At 73.4% G+C, this 18,070-nt stretch carries 14 protein-coding genes and 1 riboswitch; of the genes, 1 reads left to right on the top strand and 13 read right to left on the bottom strand.

Annotated elements, in window-relative coordinates; genetic code table 11:
- Positions 1–175: 175 nt before the first annotated feature.
- Entirely contained in the window at positions 176–2,311 is a 2,136-nt protein-coding gene (locus JOE38_RS05770) for a DEAD/DEAH box helicase (protein WP_204575269.1), read from the top strand.
- A 68-nt stretch (positions 2,312–2,379) separates the two neighbouring features.
- Here the strand turns inward: JOE38_RS05770 and JOE38_RS05765 are convergent, their stop codons facing one another.
- The 13 genes from JOE38_RS05765 to JOE38_RS05705 all read right to left on the bottom strand — a co-directional run bounded on the left by JOE38_RS05765 (position 2,380) and on the right by JOE38_RS05705 (position 17,992).
- Positions 2,380–2,592, bottom strand: coding sequence for a hypothetical protein (locus JOE38_RS05765; protein ID WP_204575268.1), 213 nt, complete (start codon positions 2,590–2,592; stop codon positions 2,380–2,382).
- A 54-nt stretch (positions 2,593–2,646) separates the two neighbouring features.
- Complete coding sequence (locus JOE38_RS05760) at positions 2,647–2,823, bottom strand: hypothetical protein (RefSeq protein ID WP_204575267.1); 177 nt, start codon at positions 2,821–2,823, stop codon at positions 2,647–2,649.
- Positions 2,824–2,862: 39 nt separating this feature from the next.
- A complete protein-coding gene (locus tag JOE38_RS05755) occupies positions 2,863–4,242 on the bottom strand; it encodes an MFS transporter (protein ID WP_204575266.1) in 1,380 nt (459 codons plus the stop codon).
- A gap of 111 nt (positions 4,243–4,353) precedes the next feature.
- The gene (locus tag JOE38_RS05750; RefSeq protein ID WP_204575265.1) at positions 4,354–5,244 is read right to left on the bottom strand and encodes a cupin domain-containing protein; all 891 of its coding nucleotides are present in this window, start codon (positions 5,242–5,244) and stop codon (positions 4,354–4,356) included.
- Between the two features lie 165 nt (positions 5,245–5,409).
- Positions 5,410–7,668, bottom strand: coding sequence for a bifunctional hydroxymethylpyrimidine kinase/phosphomethylpyrimidine kinase (thiD, locus tag JOE38_RS05745; RefSeq protein WP_204575264.1), 2,259 nt, complete (start codon positions 7,666–7,668; stop codon positions 5,410–5,412).
- Positions 7,665–8,492: a hydroxyethylthiazole kinase gene (gene thiM, locus JOE38_RS05740; protein WP_204575263.1), complete on the bottom strand. Its 828-nt coding sequence runs from the start codon at positions 8,490–8,492 to the stop codon at positions 7,665–7,667. The genes thiD and thiM overlap by 4 nt, the downstream gene beginning before the upstream one ends.
- Positions 8,483–8,574: riboswitch (TPP riboswitch) on the bottom strand. (Overlaps the previous gene by 10 nt.)
- 30 nt (positions 8,575–8,604) lie before the next feature.
- Complete coding sequence (locus tag JOE38_RS05735; RefSeq protein WP_204575262.1) at positions 8,605–8,904, bottom strand: hypothetical protein; 300 nt, start codon at positions 8,902–8,904, stop codon at positions 8,605–8,607.
- 14 nt (positions 8,905–8,918) lie between these two features.
- Positions 8,919–11,084, bottom strand: coding sequence for a S9 family peptidase (locus tag JOE38_RS05730; protein WP_204575261.1), 2,166 nt, complete (start codon positions 11,082–11,084; stop codon positions 8,919–8,921).
- A 102-nt stretch (positions 11,085–11,186) separates the two neighbouring features.
- Complete coding sequence (locus JOE38_RS05725; protein ID WP_204575260.1) at positions 11,187–11,360, bottom strand: LPXTG cell wall anchor domain-containing protein; 174 nt, start codon at positions 11,358–11,360, stop codon at positions 11,187–11,189.
- A gap of 325 nt (positions 11,361–11,685) precedes the next feature.
- Positions 11,686–13,155, bottom strand: a complete 1,470-nt coding sequence (locus tag JOE38_RS05720; protein WP_204575259.1) for a maltokinase N-terminal cap-like domain-containing protein — start codon at positions 13,153–13,155, stop codon at positions 11,686–11,688.
- Positions 13,156–13,158: 3 nt separating this feature from the next.
- On the bottom strand, positions 13,159–13,428 hold the full coding sequence (locus tag JOE38_RS05715) for a mycoredoxin (RefSeq protein ID WP_012038801.1): 270 nt from the start codon (positions 13,426–13,428) through the stop codon (positions 13,159–13,161).
- Between the two features lie 113 nt (positions 13,429–13,541).
- A complete protein-coding gene (locus JOE38_RS05710) occupies positions 13,542–14,828 on the bottom strand; it encodes a D-arabinono-1,4-lactone oxidase (protein WP_204575258.1) in 1,287 nt (428 codons plus the stop codon).
- Between the two features lie 110 nt (positions 14,829–14,938).
- Positions 14,939–17,992, bottom strand: coding sequence for a glycoside hydrolase family 2 TIM barrel-domain containing protein (locus JOE38_RS05705; RefSeq protein ID WP_204575257.1), 3,054 nt, complete (start codon positions 17,990–17,992; stop codon positions 14,939–14,941).
- Between the last annotated feature and the right edge of the window lie 78 nt (positions 17,993–18,070).

The raw sequence follows: 18,070 nt of genomic DNA, 5'->3' as shown, positions 1-18,070 counted from the left end.
GCGGCCGGGCGCAGGCGGCGGACCCACGTCCCACCCCCGACCCGGAACCCCGGTTGCTCGAGGCAGGTCCCCTCGCCACCGCCCGACCGCACGCGTCACCGTGCGCGACGGGCGTGAGTCCTTCCGATCCGGGAGCGCAGGCAGCGCCTGGCCCCGGCAGTGAACAAGGAGTTGCATGGCTCGCACCGGCCAGCGGCGGTCCTCCGCCCGCACGCGCACGATCGACAACGAGGGGCTCATCCCCGTGCTGGCGCGCGCCGTGCGCGAGATCGAGCAGGCCGCCCAGCGCGGCAAGCTCAAGCCCGTCAACCGCACGAAGTTCCAGGTCATCGCGGTGCTGATGCGCGAGGAGCGCACGCACGCGAAGGACCCGGCCACCCCGCTCAGCGACCCCGAGCGCGCCGAGACGCTGAAGCGCCTCGACGGCATCGCGAGCATCCTGGCCCGCACGGCCGCGCGCGACACCTCGGTGCTGCCGCTGCTGGATCCCGACGCCAAGCTCTCCGAGACCGCCCGCGCCATGCGCAAGCACATGCTGTTCGACGGCGGCGTGGAGATGGTCGTGGAGGAGGAGCCGGAGCCCGAGCCCGAGGATCCCGCCCTCGCCAAGCTGCACGAGCGCCAGGTCGTGCCGCCGTCGGTGAAGGCCCGCGTGCTCGCGAACCCGTTCCTCGAGCCCGACCTCGACCGGCCCGCGCCCGCCGCGCCGCCCACCCGCCTCCTGGCGAACTGGGAGCTGCTCGGCCCGCTGTTCAAGTCGTTCGAGTACGGCGCCGGCGGCGGCATCGCGAGCATGGACCTGCCCGAGAGCCCGCGCATCGACCGCCTCTCGCCGCAGAACCTCGAGCTCATGCGCCACCAGGCGCGCTTCCTCGAGAGCGTGCGCCTCGGCCACCGCGAGTTCCTGCTCGCCGACGAGCCCGGCCTCGGCAAGACCGCGCAGGCGCTGCTCGCCGCGTCCGTCGCCGACGCGTACCCGCTGCTCGTCGTCGTGCCGAACGTCGTGAAGATGAACTGGAAGCGCGAGGTCGAGCGCTGGACGCCGCACCGCCGGGCCACCGTGATCCACGGCGACGGCGCGGGGCTCGACGCCTTCGCCGACGTCGTCATCGTCAACTACGAGGTGCTCGATCGCCACATCGGCTGGCTGCGCACGCTCGGCTTCCGCGGCATGGTCGTGGACGAGGCGCACTTCATCAAGAACCTGCAGTCGCAGCGCTCCAAGTTCGTGCTCGCGCTCGCCGAGAGCATCCGGCAGCGCCAGTCGAACCCGCTGCTCATGGCGCTGACGGGCACGCCGCTCATCAACGACATCGACGACTTCCGAGCCATCTGGCAGTTCCTCGGCTGGATCGACGGCGACAAGCCCACCTCGCGCCTCATGGGCGAGCTGGAGGAGGCGGGACTCACGCCCGCCGACCCCGGCTTCTTCGCCGAGGCGCGGCGCGCGGTCATCGACCTGGGCATCGTGCGGCGTCGCAAGATCGACGTGGCCACCGACCTGCCGTCCAAGCGCATCGCGGATCTCCCGGTCGAGCTCGACGACGACCTGGGCCGCTCCATCCGCCAGGCCGAGCGCGAGCTCGCGGCGCGTCTCGTCAAGCGGTTCACGGCGCTGGTCGGCGCGCGCGGCACCACGGTCGCCGACGTCATGGACGGACCGGCATCCGAGCGCGCGAGCCTCGTGCGGCTCGTCGCGCAGTCCGAGCTCGACGAGGCCAAGGCGCAGAAGACCGGCGAGAACGTGTTCACCATGGTCCGCCGGATCGGCCAGGCCAAGGCCGTGCTCGCCGCCGACTACGCCGCGCAGCTCGCCCGCTCCGTGGGCAAGGTCGTGTTCTTCGCGAAGCACGTCGACGTGATGGACCAGGCCGAGGCCACCTTCGCGAAGCGCGAGCTCAAGAGCGTCTCGATCCGCGGCGACCAGTCGCCGGCCGCGCGCCAGAACGCGATCGACTCCTTCCAGAACGATCCCGAGGTCAAGGTCGTGGTCTGCTCGCTCACCGCGGCGGGCGTCGGGCTCAACCTGCAGGCCGCGTCGAACGTGGTGCTCGCCGAGCTCAGCTGGACCAGCGCGGAGCAGACGCAGGCCATCGATCGCGTGCACCGCATCGGCCAGGAGGAGCCCGTGACCGCGTGGCGGATCATCGCGGCGCAGACCATCGACGCGAAGATCGCGGAGCTCATCGACAGCAAGGCGGGCCTCGCGGCGCGCGCGCTCGACGGCGAGGACTTCGACGAGTCCGGATCCACGTCCGTGCAGCTCGACGCGCTGTCGCACCTGCTCGAGGAGGCGCTGGCCGCGGGCTGACCCGCGATCCGCTCGACGACGACGCCCCCGCGACCTGCCGGTCGCGGGGGCGTCGTGCGTGCGGCGTGCTATCCGCGATCGCGACGCGATCTGCGGGCAGCCCGGCCGATCAGGCACGTGGAGGCGAAGACGAGCGCACCGCAGACGAGCGCCGGAGCCAGACGCTCCGTCGCCGTGCCGCCGACGACGATCGGCACGATGACCAGCTCCGCCACGAGGTAGAAGGCCGTGAGGACGGCGGCGTCTCGCAGGGCTCGGCGGCGGGTGGCGTCCGGGGTCATCCGATCAGGATGCGCGGGGCGACAGGTGGGCGTGCCCGTCGTGCACAGCGCGGATCAGTCGCGCTCGGCCTTCTTGCGCGCCCGCTCGGCCTTGCGAGCGGCGCGGCGCTCGCGGGCGACGGCGTCCTGCGCGTCCTGCGTGGGGTTGGAGCGGGAGGTGCCGATGACGGCGAAGACGATGAGGACCACGACGGCCGCCATGACCACGTAGATCAGGATCATGGGGATCACGGCAGCTCCTCGGGGGGTCCCGGCGAGCGTACCGCCGGGTCAGTCTTCGAGGGCCGCGCCGCGGAGGTCCGGCAGCGTGAGCGCGGCGACGGCGGCCAGCGCGAAGACGCCCGCGAAGACGCCGAACGGCAGCGCGACGCCGCCGAGCGCGAGGAGCGGCGGCACGCACAGCGGCGCGACGATCGACGCGAGCCGACCGAAGCCCGCCGCGCTGCCGGCGCCCGTGGCGCGCACGCGGGTCGGGTAGAGCTCCGGCGTCACGGCGTAGAGCGCGCCCCACGCGCCGAGGTTCGAGAACGACATGAGGGCGCCGAACACGAGGATCGTCGTGACGGAGTCGGCGGTGCCGAAGAGGCCGGCCGACACCGCGGATCCGCCGAGGAAGACCGCGAGCGTGACCTGCCGGCCCCAGCGCTCGACGAGCCACGCCGACACCGCGTAGCCGGGCAGCTGCGCGAGCGTGATGAGCAGCGTGTACTCGAACGACCGCACGAGCGAGAAGCCCTGCGCGACGAGCAGCGTCGGCAGCCAGATGAATGCGCCGTAGTAGGCGAAGTTGACGCAGAACCACACGATCCAGAGCGAGAGCGTGCGGCGACGGAGGCGGGCGCCGAAGAGGCGCTCGCGGGGCGCGGCGTCGTCGACGGTCGCGGTCGCGGAGGCGTCGGCGGCGTCCGCGGCCCGGGCATCGCGCGTCGTCTCGGCGTCGGCGGCATCCGTCGCGGGATCCGCACCCGCCGCCACCTCGAGGTCGCGCACCACGCGCTCGGCCTCGCGATGCCGGCCCTTCGCCTCGAAGAACCGCACCGACTCCGGCAGGCGCAGCCGCACGACGATCGCCCACACCGCGGGAACGGCGCCGAGCGCGAGCGCCCAGCGCCAGCCGTCGTCGCTCGCGGGGATGACGAGGTAGCCGATGAGCGCCGCGGCCGTCCAGCCGACGGCCCAGGACGACTCGAGGATCACGATGACGCGTCCCCGGATCCGCGCGGGCGAGAACTCGCTGACGAGCGTCGACGCGACCGGCAGCTCGGCGCCGAGCCCGAGCCCCACCACGAAGCGGAGCGCGATGAGCGCGCCCACCGACATCGCGAGCGCCGAGACGCCCGTGGCCAGCCCGTAGACGAGCAGCGTGAGCGCGAACACCTGGCGGCGGCCGATCCGATCGGCGACCAGGCCGCCGACGCTCGCCCCGATCGCCATGCCGAGGAAGCCGGCCGACGCGACGAACCCGAGCTGTCCCGCGTCCGCCTCCCACACGACCGCGAGCTGCGCGATGACGAACGAGATGAGGCCGACGTCCATCGCGTCGAGCGCCCAGCCGACGCCGCTCCCGCCGAGGATGCGGGAGTGCGCGCGCGTCCAGGGGAGGGCGTCGAGGCGCTGGGCGCGCGTGCGCGGCGATGCGGTCGTGGTCATGGTCCTGGCTTCCGGGAGGGCGCTCGGGCGGTCTCGCGCCTCGCGGGGAGGGGAGGCGCTCGCGGTGGATCGAGCGTAGCGCCGGGGCGGGCCGCAGCCCGCCCCGGGACGTCAGAGCTGGCGGACCCGCTCCGCCAGGCGCTCGAACGACGCCGCGTGCGTGACCCGCAGCGCGTCCCACGACGCCGTCATGTCGACCTGCTCGGGATCCGCGACCACCTCGGCGAAGCCGTGCTGCGCGCGCGGCACCGCGTCGCCCGGGAGCACGAGCGACTGGATGAAGGCGCCCGTGTCCTCCGCGAAGGTCAGCGTGTGGCTCGCGACGTTGCGGTGCCAGTCGTCCGACGGCCACGACAGGAACGCGACGTGGCGGGGCGCGACGCCCGTCCCCGCGGTCGACACGTAGCTGCCGTAGTGCTCCTCGCCGGGCGAGAGGATCTTGTACGAGCCGTTGTCGAGGTACACCAGCAGCGCCTCGTCGAACGGCTTCTCGCCGAACATGGCCGTGTAGCGGAGCGCGTGCACGAGCACGGGCGCGCCGAGCGGCACGGGGAGCGCGGCCGCCGGGGTGGCGGTCGGCGCGGCGACGGACGCGGGGGCGGCCGGTCGCAGGAACTCCTCGTCGGTCACGTGCGGACCCCAGGTGGTCGCGTCGACCGGGTCGTCGCCGTCCTCCAGCACCGCGATGTGCTCCATCGGCGCGTGGGCCGTGGCGCCGTGCCAGTGCTCCTCGCCGGCCTCGATGTAGACGGACCCGCCGGGCCCGACCTCGACCACCTCGCCGCCGCGCGTGCCCACGCGGGCGATGCCCGACGTGACGTGCAGCGTCTGCCCGAGGACGTGGGAGTGCCACACGGTGCGGGCGCCCGCGGCGAACGCGACGGACGCGACGACCGCGCGCTGCTCGGGGGTCTGCGGGGTGGAGAGCCAGCGGAGGCGGACCTCGCCCGTGAACTGGTGGTCGGGCATCGTGACGGCGGGGGTCTCGGCCTGGACGCGCATGCGGTGTCCTCTCTGTCGGGCACGCGGGTGCCCGGGTCGTGGAACGGGGAGCCCCGGCGCGGTGGTCGCGTCGGGGCACGGGCATCCTCCCGCGGGTGCGGCTGGGAGGGGGCCGGGGCGTCCCCAGGCGCGGGCGGATCCGCGTCCCGCGTCCGCCGCCCCGGTTCAGCCGAGCGCCTCCGGGGCGCGGAAGAAGTCGCGCTCGTACGCGGACGACAGCCGGGAGGCCTCGAGCATCGCGGCGCGCCGGCTCGGACCCGCGATCACCGCCGCCTCGTCCACCAGCTCGCACGCCCGCCGGGTGGCCGCCGCGAACGCGGGATCCGCGTACGTCGCCAGCCACGCCGCGTACGGGTGCGCGTCCCCGGCCTCCGTCGCCGCCGCGCCCACTGCGCGGAGCCGCGTGCCCACGTCGGCGTAGATGGTGAAGCACGGCAGCAGCGCCGCGACGAGCACCGCGTAGTCGCTGCCCGCCGCGTGCGCGAGCAGGTGGTCGACGTAGGCGCACGTGACCGGTCCGGCGACCGCGGGCGCGGGGTGCCGGGACAGCCACTCCTCGTGCAGCGCCGACTCGGCCGCGATCGCGTCGGCGGCGCCGCGCGCCCACACGACCTGCGCGTCCGGCGTCGGCGCGAGCTGGCTGGCGCGCGCGAGCACGCGCGAGTAGGCCCGGAGGTAGATCGCGTCCTGCGCGAGGTAGTGCGAGAACCACGCCTCGGGCAGCGTGCCGTCGCCGAGGCGGCGGACGAAGGGGAGGTCGTCGATCTCGCGGCGGAGGTCGGCGGATCCCGCCCACATCTCCTCCGCGATGGATCCCGCGTGCGTGCCGGCCGCGTCCCACAGCGCGCGCAGGTGGTCGAGCGGTCCGGCACCGGATCCGACCTCGAGGTCCTCCGCGTGCTCGAGCGATCCGGTGAGCCAGGCCTTCGCCTCCGTCAGCGCGGCGAGCCAGTCGCCGCGGCGCGCGTGCAGCGTCGCGAGCGCGCTGGAGAGGGAGCAGCCGGTGCCGTGCGTGCTGGTGGTCGCGATCCGCGGGCCGTCGACGACGTGCACCGCCGTCTCCGCAGTGGTCGCGGCCGGCGCCACGAGCGCGTCCGGGCAGTCGTCCTCGCGTAGGTGGCCGCCCTTGACGATGACGCGGACGCCGTGCCGCACGGCGAGCGTCCGCCCCTGCGCGAGCGCCGCGTCCCAGCCGTCGGCCTCGCGCTCGCCGAGGAGCGCGGCGAGCTCCGGCAGGTTCGGGGTGACGACGTCGGCGAGGGGCAGCAGGCGGCGGAGCGCCTCGGTCGCGTCGGCGTCGAGGAGCGCGTCGCCGGACTGGGCGACCATCACCGGATCCAGCACGACGACCGGCGGGCGCACCGCGCGCAGCCAGTCGGCCACCTCGTCGACCACGGCGGCGGATCCGAGCATGCCGATCTTCACCGCGTCGATCACGACGTCGTCGGAGACCGCGTCGAGCTGCGCGCGCAGGAACGCGACGGGCGGCACGTGGATCTCGCGGACGCCCGTCGTGTTCTGCGCGACGAGCGCCGTGACCACGGCCATGCCGTAGCCGCCGTTCGCCGCGATGGACTTGAGGTCGGCCTGGATGCCGGCCCCGCCCGTGGGATCCGTGCCGGCGATGCTGAGGACGCGCGGGACCGGACGGCGCGGGGTCGCCGGCCCGTGGCTCTCGGGCGCCGCCGCGACGTCGCCCTCGACGGACGCCGCGTCCGCCATCGCCGCGGCGCGCACCCGCGCCCACGCCTCCGCGAGCTCGCACGCCGCCGCCTCGGGATCCTCCGCCGAGCAGATGGCGGACACGACGGCCGTCCCGGCGCCACCCGCCGCCGCGATCGCCGCCACGTCCCGCACGTCCACCCCGCCGATCGCGACGCACGGCACGGGGGAGAGCCCCGCGATGATCCCGAACCCGTCGTGCCCGAGCGGCGCCGGGTGGTCCGGCTTGGTGCTCGTGGGCCGGATCACGCCGACGCCGAGGTAGTCGACCGTGCCCGCGGGGAACGCGCGGACCGCCTCGACGTGTGCGGGCGTGTTCGCCGTGAGGCCCACGACGAGCCGCCGGTCGGGGCTCGCGGCGTCGAGCATCCGGCGCACGAGGTCGGCCGGCACATCCGACTGGCCCACGTGCACGCCGTCCACCCGCACGCCGCGGGCGAGGGCTGCGAGGACGACGTCGACGCGGTCGTCGACGAGCAGCAGCGGGCGCGGTGCCGTCGGATGCGCGGCGGCATGCGCGTCGATGGCATCCGCCGCCGCGACGACCGTCACCAGCAGCTCGGCCGCGCTCGCGTGCTTGTCGCGGATCTGCACGGCCGTCGCCCCGCCCGCCACCGCCGCGGCGACGACCGCGGGCACGCCGCGCTCGCCGCACAGCGCGGGGTCGGTGACGAGGTAGACGGAGAGGTCGAGGCCGCTCACGAGAGGCGCTCGCGCTGGGCGACGAGCTCGGGCGAGACGGCGTCGAGCGCGTCGAGCAGCGCGACCGCGAAGGATCCGGGCCCGCGCGCCCCCTCCGCGGCGATCTCCGCGGCGATCGTGTAGACGCTCGTCGCGGCCACGGCGGCCCGCAGCGGATCCGGGTCCGTCGACGCGAACGCCGCCATCACCGCGCCGAGCGCGCAGCCCCCGCCCGTGACCTTCGTGAGGAGCGCGTCGCCCGTGTGCACGCGCACGAACCGGGTCCCGTCCGTGATGTGGTCGACCGGCCCCGACACCGCGACGACCGTGCCGAAGGTGCGCGCCAGCAGCGTCGCGGCGTCGAGCGCCGCCTCCACCTCGTCGGTCGCGTCGACCCCGCGGCCACCCGCGCCGCCGGTCGCGAGCGCGATGACCTCCGACGCGTTGCCGCGCACGATCGTCGGCGACAGCGCCACGAGCTCGTGCGCGAGCCGCGTCCGCACCGGCAGGGCGCCGACCGCGACGGGATCCAGCACCCACGGCGTCCCCGCCCCGCGCGCCGCGTGGGCCGCCTCGACCGCCGCCTCCCGCTGCTCGGCGTGCGGCGTGCCGAGGTTGACGAGCAGCCCCGACGCGATCCGCGCGAACGGCCCCGCCTCGGTCGGCACGTCCGTCATCGCGGGCGCGGCGCCCAGCGCGAGGAGGACGTTCGCGGTGAAGCCGGTGACGACGGCGTTCGTGATGCACTGCACGAGCGGCACGTGCTCCCGCAGCTGATGGAGCAGGGCGGCCGAGCCCGGCTCCCGCTCCGTGGTCGTTCCCGTGGATGGGCGCGCAGCGCTCATGATGACATCCCTCCGCCGGTGCGAACCGGATCAGGTGCGACGGGTCTCATCTCAGCCCTCGTGGGCACCCCGTGTCAGGGATCCACCCTAGGGGGAGAGCGCGGGAGCGTGCCTACGCGAGACGGTCGCCGACGCCTCGGGCCTCACGTGCTCGATGACGGCGCAGGGCGACGAACCGCGTGACCGCGAGGACGACTCCGGTCAGAGCGGCGGCGCAGCCGAGCAGGATCGCCGCCTTCTCGAACGACGTCATCCCCGTCATCCGCATGTACAGCGACGTGTCGATCTCCCCGTCGAGGGCGTCGTACGTCGAGTAGCGGGTGAGGTAGCCGAGACCCGCCGTCACCACGGCCGCCATGCCCGCGCCGATGAGCGCGGCGGCGATCACGGCCGCGGATCGGGAGGGCGGCACGGCGGCGACCCGCCTCAGGCGAGCCCCGCCACGTCGAGCACCCACGCGTAGTCGGACGCGCGCTCGCGCCAGGCGTCGTAGCGGCCCGACTTGCCGCCGTGGCCGGCCTGCATCTCGGTGCGCAGCAGTACGGGCGCGCCGACCTCGCGGAGGCGGGCCGTCCACTTGGCGGGCTCGACGTAGAGCACGCGCGTGTCGTTGAGGCTCGTGACCGCGAGGATCCGCGGGTACACCACGCCCTCGCGCACGTTCTCGTACGGCGTGTACGACTTCATGTACGCGTACACCTCGGGGTCGTGCAGCGGGTCGCCCCACTCGTCCCACTCGATCACGGTGAGCGGCAGCGACGGGTCGAGGATGCTCGTGAGCGCGTCCACGAACGGCACGCCCGCGAGGATCCCGGCGAACCGGTCCGGCGCGATGTTCGCGACGGCGCCCATCAGCAGGCCGCCGGCGCTGCGGCCCTCGGCCACCAGCTTGTCCGGGCTCGTCCAGCCGCGCGCGATGAGGTGATCGGCGGCCGCGACGAAGTCGGTGAAGGTGTTCTTCTTGGTGAGCGTCTTGCCCTCGTCGTACCAGCGGCGACCCATCTCGCCGCCGCCGCGCACGTGCGCGATGACGAACGCCATGCCCCGGTCGAGCAGCGACAGCCGCGCGATGGAGAACGACGGGTCGATGCTCGCCTCGTACGAGCCGTAGCCGTAGAGCAGGAGCGGCGCGGGCGCGCCGGGGTGCACGAGACCGCGCTTGTAGATCACCGACAGCGGGATCTCCGTGCCGTCCTCCGCGGTCGCCCACTCGCGGGTCTGCACGTAGTCGTCGGCGTCGTAGCCGCCGCGCACGGGCTGCTGCTTGAGGAGACGGAGCTCGCGGGTCGCGAGCACGTAGTCGTAGGTGGTGGCCGGGGTCGCGAGGCTCGTGTAGCCGAGGCGGACGGTGGGCTGCGCGAACTCGGGGTTGCCGGCGGTGCCGACCGTGTAGATCGGCTCGTCGAACGCGATCTCGTGCAGCTGCTCGCCGTCGAGGACCCGGTCGAAGGGGATCACGCCGACGCGCGTGAGGCCCTCGCGGCGGTAGGAGATCACGAGGTGGTCGGCGAACGCGCTGGCGTCCTCGAGGCGCACCTCGTCGTCGTGGGGGATGACGACCTGGCGGTCGGTCGTGGATGTCGGGTCGTCGGCCGGCACATCGATGAGCTCGAAGTTGGTGGCGCCGTCGTTGTGCAGGATGAGGAGCCGGTCGGATCCGTCGATGACCGCGTGGTCGACGTCGTACTCGACGCCGTGACGGCGCGGCCACACGGAGCGGAACGCGCCCGTGGGATCCCCGGCGTCGAGCAGCAGCACCTCGGTCGTGATCTTCGAGCCGACCTCGATGACGAGGTACTGGCGGCTGCGCGTCATGCCGAAGCCGACGAAGTAGCTCTCGTCGGGCTCGGTGAAGACCTTCACGTCCTGCGACGCGGGCGTGCCGACGCGGTGGCGCCAGACGGTGTCAGGGCGCCACGCGTCGTCGACCGTGACGTAGAACAGGTGGTCGCCGTGCGCCGAGAAGGTGGCGCCGTGGCTGGTGCCGGGGATCTCGTCGGCGAGGTCCTCGCCCGTGGCGAGGTCGCGGATCCTCAGCGTGAACCGCTCGTCGCCCTCGACGTCGGTCGAGTACGCGAGGAGCGACCCGTCGGGGCTCACCTCGAACGCGCCGAGCGAGAAGAACTCGTGGCCGTCGGCCTCGGCGTTGGAGTCGAGGAGCACCTGCTCGCCGGGGATCGCGGCGCCGTCCGCGGCGGGCTCGACGGCGGGCGGGGTCCAGTCGTCGGGGCCTTCGACGGGACGGCGGCAGCGGATCGCGTACTGCGATCCCTCGACCGTGCGGGCGTAGTACCACCAGTCGCCCTCGCGGACGGGGACGGAGAGGTCGGTCTCCTGCGTGCGGTCCTTGATCTCCGTGAAGATCCGCTCGCGCAGCGGCTCCAGGTGGGCCGTCTGACCTCCCGTGTACGCGTTCTCGGCCTCGAGGTGCGCGATGACCCGCGCGTCGTCCTTGTCGCGCAGCCACTCGTAGCGGTCCACGAACGTGTCGCCGTGGAAGGTGCGCTCGATCGGGCGCTGCTCCGCGACGGGAGGGGTGGATGCGGAGTCGGATGCGGGGGAGGAGACGGCCGGGACGGCGGGGTCGGTCATCCCGCCAGCCTACCGACGGGGGCATGCGCACCTTCGATCCGGTCCGAAGGTGCGCATGGCCCCTGTCCGGCGCCCTGCTGCCGTCCGAGGCTCCTCCGCGTGTCACTCCTCCGGTCGTGGGCGTCGCCGTCGGACTGCGACGACCACGGCACCCACGACGATGAGCGCGCCACCGAGGACACCCCACCAGCTGCCCGCCGCGTCAGTCGCTCCGTACGGGATCGACAAGAGGATCAATCCGACGCCCACGAGGGCGAGGAGGATCTGTCCGAACATCTGCCCCTTCCCCTCAGTGCCTGAATCTCGACGTCGCGTTCCAGAAATCACTGCACACCCCCTCGAGTGCTTCTCCTCCGTTGAACGCCGCCCCGAGGACAGCGAGCCAGTTCCCCGTCATCACGCCGCCTGCACCGGCGAATCCGGTTCCCGCGAGCCGCAGGTAGCAGCGACGCTGGAGGCGAGCGCCTCTTCTCGGCGACCACGGGATGCCGCTCCCTGCGGCGTGGTCGCCACTCGTGGAAGATAGAGGCGATCCGACGTTCGCGCGCCAGAAGAGCACAGGTCGGTCGAGCTGCTCTTGGCTCCGGGTGCGAGCGCGCGGTCAGGAGGTGATCGGCCCGGCCTCGCGCGGTCCGGTCGCGCCCGGCGTGGTCACCGCGCCGAGCGTGCTCGAGCGGGTGGCGAGGCGCGCGACGGCCTGAAGCGGGATCGACAGCCAGCCGGGCCGGTTGCGGACCTCGTAGATCGCCTCGTACACGGCCTTGTCGATCTCGAACGCGTCGAGCAGGGCCCGGTTCGCGCGGAGGTCGGTGCCGGAGCGGGCGATGTAGCCGTCGACGAACGCGCGGCGGGCCGCGGACGCCCATGTCGCGGCCGACTTGCCGGGGTGCGCGAGCGCGTAGGAGCCGGCGACGTAGTCGAACGAGCGGAGCATGCCGGCCACGTCGCGGAGCGTGACGTCGGGGAGCGACCGCTCGTGCATCGGCCGGAGCGGCTCGCCCTCGAAGTCGAGGAGCACCCAGCCGCGGTTCGGCACCGAGAGCACCTGGCCCAGGTGGTAGTCGCCGTGGATGCGCTGCAGCTTCGGCCACTCGCCCTTCTCGGCGGCGTCGTACACGCTCGCGATGGCGTCGTGGAAGGCGGCGATCTCGGGGACCTCGCGCTCGGCCGTCGCGTGGCGGCGGCGGAAGCTGACCATGATCCCCTCGATCACGTCGGGCGTTGCCTCGACGGTGGGGAGCGCGGCGGCGAGCGTGGCGTGCACGTCGGCCGTGGCCTCGCCGAGCGCGCGGGCCTCGGCCTGGAAGTCGGCGTCGGCCTCGGCGGCGCGGAGCGCGACCCGCCACGCGTCGGTCACGCCGGGCAGGAACTCCTGCGCGAAGGCGACGTGCCCGATGGCGCGGCCCTCCTCGCGGCCGGAGTCGCTCCACTCGGCGAGCACGCTGCCCATGGTCTGGGGCACGAGCCGGGATCCGGCGCCCGCGATGGCGGACTGGAGCACGACGTCCGGGTTCTCGCCGTGGTGCAGCGCGCGGAAGACCTTGACGATCATCGGGTTCACGGCGTGGCCGTCGGCCGAGACCATGTCGTAGATGATCGACGTGTTCGACTGCTCGCCGGAGAGCACGTGGGATCCGACGACGGTCGCGATCTCCACGCCCGGCTGGCGCTGGCCGCGGGCGGTGGCTCCGAGCGAGGTCTCGTCGACGTCGGCGTCGCGGTCGTCGAGGATCGCGCGGATGAGCGCCCACGCGTACGCGGGGTCGTGCGGGCCGTCGTAGACGTGCAGCTCGACGCCGTCGTCCTCGACGGTGGTGCCGATGTGGAAGGGCTTCAGCTCCTCCAGCGGCGCCTGCCGGTAGGTGAGCGGCACCTGGTACAGCACGGGCTTGGCGCTGCCGTGGTCGATGATCAGGTGCGTCTCGATGCGGGCGAACCAGCCCTCGTCGCTGAAGCTCCAGCCGCCGATGCGCTCGAGGCGCGGCTCGGTGCCCTTGGAGGCGAACCAGCGCTGCTCGCGCATCCACGCGGCGAGGAAGTCGGGGATGACGCTGAGGTCGTGGTGCTGCATGGCTCAGGCCACCTTCGCGGTCACGTCGGCGAGCGACGGGTTGGTGGCGGACGAGCCGTCGGGGAAGAGGACGGTCGGGACCGTCTGGTTGCCGCCGTTGATGGCCTCCACGAGCTCCGCGGTGCCGGGCACCTGCTCGATGTCGACCTCGTCGTAGCCGATGCCCGCGCGATCGAGCTGGGCCTTCAGCCGGCGGCAGTAGCCGCACCAGGTGGTGGAGAACATCGTGATCCGCCCGGGGGCAGGTACGTAGGAGGAGGTCTCGGGCGCCATGGTGCTCACCATACGCGCCGTTCTCCACGCCGACCCGGGATCCGCGGCGCGCGAGGAGGTGCTCGGCGCGTCGCGGATCCCCGGGTGCGGTCCCGGTCAGGGGCGGATGCGGATCAGCCGAGCAGCGAGCGCTCGAACCAGGCGTTGCGGAACTTGCCCGCGGGGTCGAGTCGCTCGGCGAGGGCCAGGAAGTCGCCCGATCGCGGGTACAGCGGGGCGATGTCGGCCGCCTGGGCGGCGAAGACCTTGCCCCAGTGCGGCCGTGCGCCGAACGGACGGATCGCCGCCTCGAGCTCGACGAGGAGCGCCTCGACGGCCTCCTGGTCGCGCTTCCACGTGAAGTGCAGGCCGATGGTGGTCTGCCCGAACTGGGGGCTCAGCCACAGCCGGTCCTCGGCGACGGCGCGCAGCTCGCACACGAGGAGGATCGGGCGGATCCGGTCGCCCATGTCGCGCAGCGCCCGCACGGCCTCGACGGCCCGGTCGAGCGGCACGTGGAACTCCGACTGGATCTCCTCGCCGTCGCTCGGCGTGAAGCCCATCTTGAAGTGCGAGAGGCGGTCGGACCAGAGGCCCACGACGCCGAGCTGGGAGGTGCTGTTGACGGGGTCGATGCCGAGGATCGGATGGCGCTCCTCGGTGGCGGCGGGTGCCCCGAAGTAGTCGGCCACGACGACCTCGTCCTCGGGCTGGCCGTCGACGTCGAGCTGCACGCGGCTCTTCAGCCACACCTGGTCGGTGGCATCGCCGAAGCGCGTGAAGACGCTGACGCTGTACGCGCCGCCGAAGACGTCCTCGAGGTTCTCGTCGAACGCGTCCCAGGAGAGGCCCTCGAACACGCGCTGGCGCACGAGGTAGGCGGGCTCGACGTCGAGGGTCACGCGCGTGACGACGCCGAGCGCGCCGAGGCCGACGACCACGCCGTCGAAGTCGTCGTCGCCGCGGCGGTACGTGACGGTCTCGCCGTCGGCCGTGATCATCTCGAGGGCCGCGACCGCGGTGCCGAGGTTGCCGTTGCCGATGCCGGATCCGTGGGTCGCCGTCGCGATGGCGCCGCCGACCGAGATGTGCGGCAGCGACGCGAGGTTGTGGATCGCGAGGCCCTCCTCGCCGAGGAGCTCCGCGAGCTTCCCGTAGGCGAGGCCCGCGGAGAACGTGACGGTGCTGGCGTCGCGGTCGATCACGAGGTCGGCCGGCAGCTCGGCGAGCGAGACCAGCACCTCCGAGTCGGCGATGTCGTTGAACGAGTGGCGGGATCCGAGGACCCGGATCCGAGGCGCGTCGCGGACGATGTCCCGCAGCTCCTCGACGCTCGTCGGCGTGCGGACCTCGCTCGCCCTGTACGCGTAGTTGCCGGCCCAGTTGGTGCCCGCGGTGCCCTGCTCGATGGTGTCGGTCATGCGTCCTCCTCGCGCCCGCCATCGGACGCCGTCGTCTCCAGCTTGCTCGCCCTCCGCGAGGAAGGACGCGCGCCGGGCCGCCCGGATGGGCGACCCGGTCCCGTTCCGCGTCAGCGGCTGCGGATGGTGAGCTCCAGCGTGCGCGCCGACGGCCACAGCTGGTGCTCGGGCAGCACGTCGAGGCCGCACGCGCGCGAGCCGAGCCCGTGCTGCGCGGCGTCGATGTAGAGGTGCACCGCCTCGCTCGCGGGCAGCTCGTGCGGGTGCGCCGCGCGGTCCAGCTCCTGCGGCGTGTGCCGCGAGGCCGTGAAGCCGGGGCGGCGGCCCGCGGTGTCGGGCCGGGCCTGGATCACGATGCCGCCCTCGCCGTCGAACGTGCCGAGCTCGAGCTGGCGCAGGTCGCTGCGGTGGCCGGTCTCCTGGGGCATCGAGTACACGGCGCCCAGGTCGTCGACGAGCGACGAGAACCGGCCGACGAGCGCCGCGCGGCGCGAGTCGGGGTACGACTCGAGCGGGCCGGTGCCGAACCACTCCGCGTTGGTGACGCTCGCGGGCAGGTCGATGCGGATCCCGACGCGCGGCCAGGTGATGGCCCAGCCGGCGCTCGGCACGATGTCGACGCGGAGGCCCAGGTCGCCGTCGGCGCCCTCGGTCCAGCAGTACGTCGTGTCGACCGAGTCGAAGGACTGCGCCGCGCTCGTGCGCACGACGACCGTGAGCGAGCCGGAGCCGACCTTGACCGAGCGGACCCGGTGGGTGAGCCGGTCGAGGCCCGCCTGGCGCCAGCGCGCCTCGCTCGACGGCCCGGGCACGCCCTTGCCGAAGGTGAGGCGCGGATCCGCCAGCTCGTAGGAGCCGCTGCTGTCGCTGCGGTCGTTGTCGGTGGGCGCGCGCCACAGCTCCAGGCGCGGGCCGTCGACCTCGAGCGAGCCGAGGCGCACGAGGCGTCCGGTGGCGAGGTCGAACTCGCCGTCGCCGAGGGTGAGGCGCGTGGCGCCGGATGCGGGGTACGCCTCCTCGTCGGCGTCGACCCAGCGTGCGGGCACGGCCGGCCGCGGCGCGGGCGTGAGGTCGAACTGCTCGACGGCGACCACATGGCCCGCCTCGGCCCACGGCGCGTCGTCGCGGAGGATCGCCTGCACGGTCAGCCACACCTCGGCGCCGTCGGCGGCGAGCTCGCCCGCGTCGAGGGCGTCGGCAGGCAGCGGGATCCGCGCGGTCTCGCCGGCCGCGACGGCCGCGGCGTCGAGGACGCCGGTCGCGATGTCGTCGCCGTCGACCGCGAGCACCCAGACGAGGCTCGCGTGCGCGGTGGAGATCGAGTGGTAGCGGTTCTCGACCACGAGGGACGCGGATCCGCCCTCCCGCTCGAGCCCGAACGCGACGGGCTGTACGACGGCCTTGTACTCGGCGAGGCCGGGCGTGGGGGTGTCGTCGGGCAGGACCATGCCGTCCATCACGAAGTTGCCGTCGTGCACGACCTCGCCGAAGTCGCCGCCGTAGGCGTAGAACGCCTCGCCGTCGGCCGTCTCGGTGAGGATGCCGTGGTCGCGCCACTCCCACACGAATCCGCCGTGCAGGCGCGGGTAGCGGAGCACGAGATCCTCGTACTCGCCGATCTGGCCGGGGCCGTTGCCCATCGCGTGCACGTACTCGCACAGGATGAAGGGCTTGGTGCGCTGGCGCATGCCCTCGCCGGGCGTGCAGCCGAGCAGGTCGCCCGGAATCACGTCGCTGCCGATGGACTCCGTCTCCTGCAGGTTCGAGTACATTCGCGAGTAGACGTCCGTGTACTCGCCCGTGTAGTCGCCCTCGTAGTGCACGGGGCGGCCCGGGTCGCGGCGGTGCACCCACGCCGACATGGCGGCGAGGTTCCGTCCGGTGCCCGACTCGTTGCCGAGGGACCACATGACGATGGACGGGTGGTTCTTGTCGCGCTCGATCGTGCGCTCGATGCGGTCGAGGTACGCGTCGGCGAAGCGCGGGTCGTCGCTCGGGTTGCCGACCCAGCCGCCGAACTCGAAGCCGTGCGTCTCGAGGTCGCACTCGTCGATGACCCAGAAGCCGAGCTCGTCGGCGAGGTCGAGCACGCGGGGGTGCGGCGGGTAGTGGCTGGTGCGGATCGCGTTGACGTTGTGCTGCTTCATCAGCAGCATGTCGGCGCGCGCGTGCTCCTCGTCGAAGACGCGGCCGCGCTCGGGATGGGCCTCGTGCCGGTTGACGCCGTGGAAGACCACGCGGCGGCCGTTGACGAGGAACCGGTCGCCCTCGATGCGCACGGTGCGGAAGCCGAGGCGGATGGAGAGCGCCTCGACGTTGGTGCGGAGGAAGCCCTGGTACTGCGTGGGGCTCTCGGCGCTCCACGGCTCGACGCGGTCCACGTGCACGGGCGCGACGTCGGCGGGGGTGTCCCAGGTGACGTGGATCCCCAGGTCCTCGACCTCGAACGTGACGGGGAACGCGGTCGGCTCCGCGTCGATCTCGACGTGCACCGTGCCGGCGCCCGTCTCGTGGTCGTACTCGGCGCGGGTCCACGCGTCGTCGATGCCGCCCTCGGGGCGGCCGAGGAGGGTGACGTCGCGGAAGATGCCGGGCATCCACCACTGGTCCTGGTCCTCGAGGTAGCTGGCGATCGACCACTGGTGCACGCGCACGGCGAGCACGTTGGATCCGGGGCGCAGCGACGCGGTCACGTCGAACTCGTGCGAGAGGCGGGATCCCATCGCGGTGCCGACCTCGTCGCCGTTCAGCCACACCTTGAACGCCGACTCGACGCCCTCGAAGCGGAGCACGACGCGCTCGAGCGACTGCCAGTCCGTGGGCACGTCGACCTCGACGCGGTAGTCGCCCGTGGGGTTCTCGTCCGGCACGAACGGCGGCTCGACCGGGAACGGGTACTGCACGTTCGTGTAGGCGGGGAGGCCGAAGCGGCCGTCCTGGCCGAGCACCCAGTGGCTCGGCACGGGCATCTCGTCCCAGCTGGAGTCGTCGAACGCGGGGTCGGCCATCTCGTCGGAGAGGCCGCGGGGGGTGGGGGAGAGGCGGAACCGCCAGTCGCCGTTCAGCACGATGCGGGGGGCATCCGAGTGCAGGCAGGACCGGGGACGGCGGGCCGCGCCCGAGGTGGGGGCGAAGTCCTCGAAGTAGGGGAGGGCGTGCGTCATGGGCTTCCTTGCGCGTGGGCGGGTGCGGCGACGTGCCGCGCATCCATCATCGTGGGTCCGGGGGCGACGCGCCGAACG

It is taken from the genome of Clavibacter michiganensis, assembly GCF_016907085.1.
GTDB lineage: Bacteria > Actinomycetota > Actinomycetes > Actinomycetales > Microbacteriaceae > Clavibacter > Clavibacter michiganensis_O.
Note: the sequence above shows the minus strand (reverse complement) of the source record. Positions and strands in the feature narration are given on the sequence as shown.

What these genes read in the sequence shown, in the direction of transcription:
- JOE38_RS05765 (WP_204575268.1), bottom strand. Translation starts at nt 2,592, where the DNA reads ATGACCCCGGACGCCACCCGCCGCCGAGCCCTGCGAGACGCCGCCGTC.
- JOE38_RS05705 (WP_204575257.1), bottom strand. Translation starts at nt 17,992, where the DNA reads ATGACGCACGCCCTCCCCTACTTCGAGGACTTCGCCCCCACCTCGGGC.
- JOE38_RS05755 (WP_204575266.1), bottom strand. Translation starts at nt 4,242, where the DNA reads ATGACCACGACCGCATCGCCGCGCACGCGCGCCCAGCGCCTCGACGCC.
- JOE38_RS05750 (WP_204575265.1), bottom strand. Translation starts at nt 5,244, where the DNA reads ATGCGCGTCCAGGCCGAGACCCCCGCCGTCACGATGCCCGACCACCAG.
- JOE38_RS05710 (WP_204575258.1), bottom strand. Translation starts at nt 14,828, where the DNA reads ATGACCGACACCATCGAGCAGGGCACCGCGGGCACCAACTGGGCCGGC.
- thiM (WP_204575263.1), bottom strand. Translation starts at nt 8,492, where the DNA reads ATGAGCGCTGCGCGCCCATCCACGGGAACGACCACGGAGCGGGAGCCG.
- JOE38_RS05770 (WP_204575269.1), top strand. Translation starts at nt 176, where the DNA reads ATGGCTCGCACCGGCCAGCGGCGGTCCTCCGCCCGCACGCGCACGATC.
- JOE38_RS05720 (WP_204575259.1), bottom strand. Translation starts at nt 13,155, where the DNA reads ATGCAGCACCACGACCTCAGCGTCATCCCCGACTTCCTCGCCGCGTGG.
- JOE38_RS05725 (WP_204575260.1), bottom strand. Translation starts at nt 11,360, where the DNA reads ATGTTCGGACAGATCCTCCTCGCCCTCGTGGGCGTCGGATTGATCCTC.
- JOE38_RS05715 (WP_012038801.1), bottom strand. Translation starts at nt 13,428, where the DNA reads ATGGCGCCCGAGACCTCCTCCTACGTACCTGCCCCCGGGCGGATCACG.
- JOE38_RS05730 (WP_204575261.1), bottom strand. Translation starts at nt 11,084, where the DNA reads ATGACCGACCCCGCCGTCCCGGCCGTCTCCTCCCCCGCATCCGACTCC.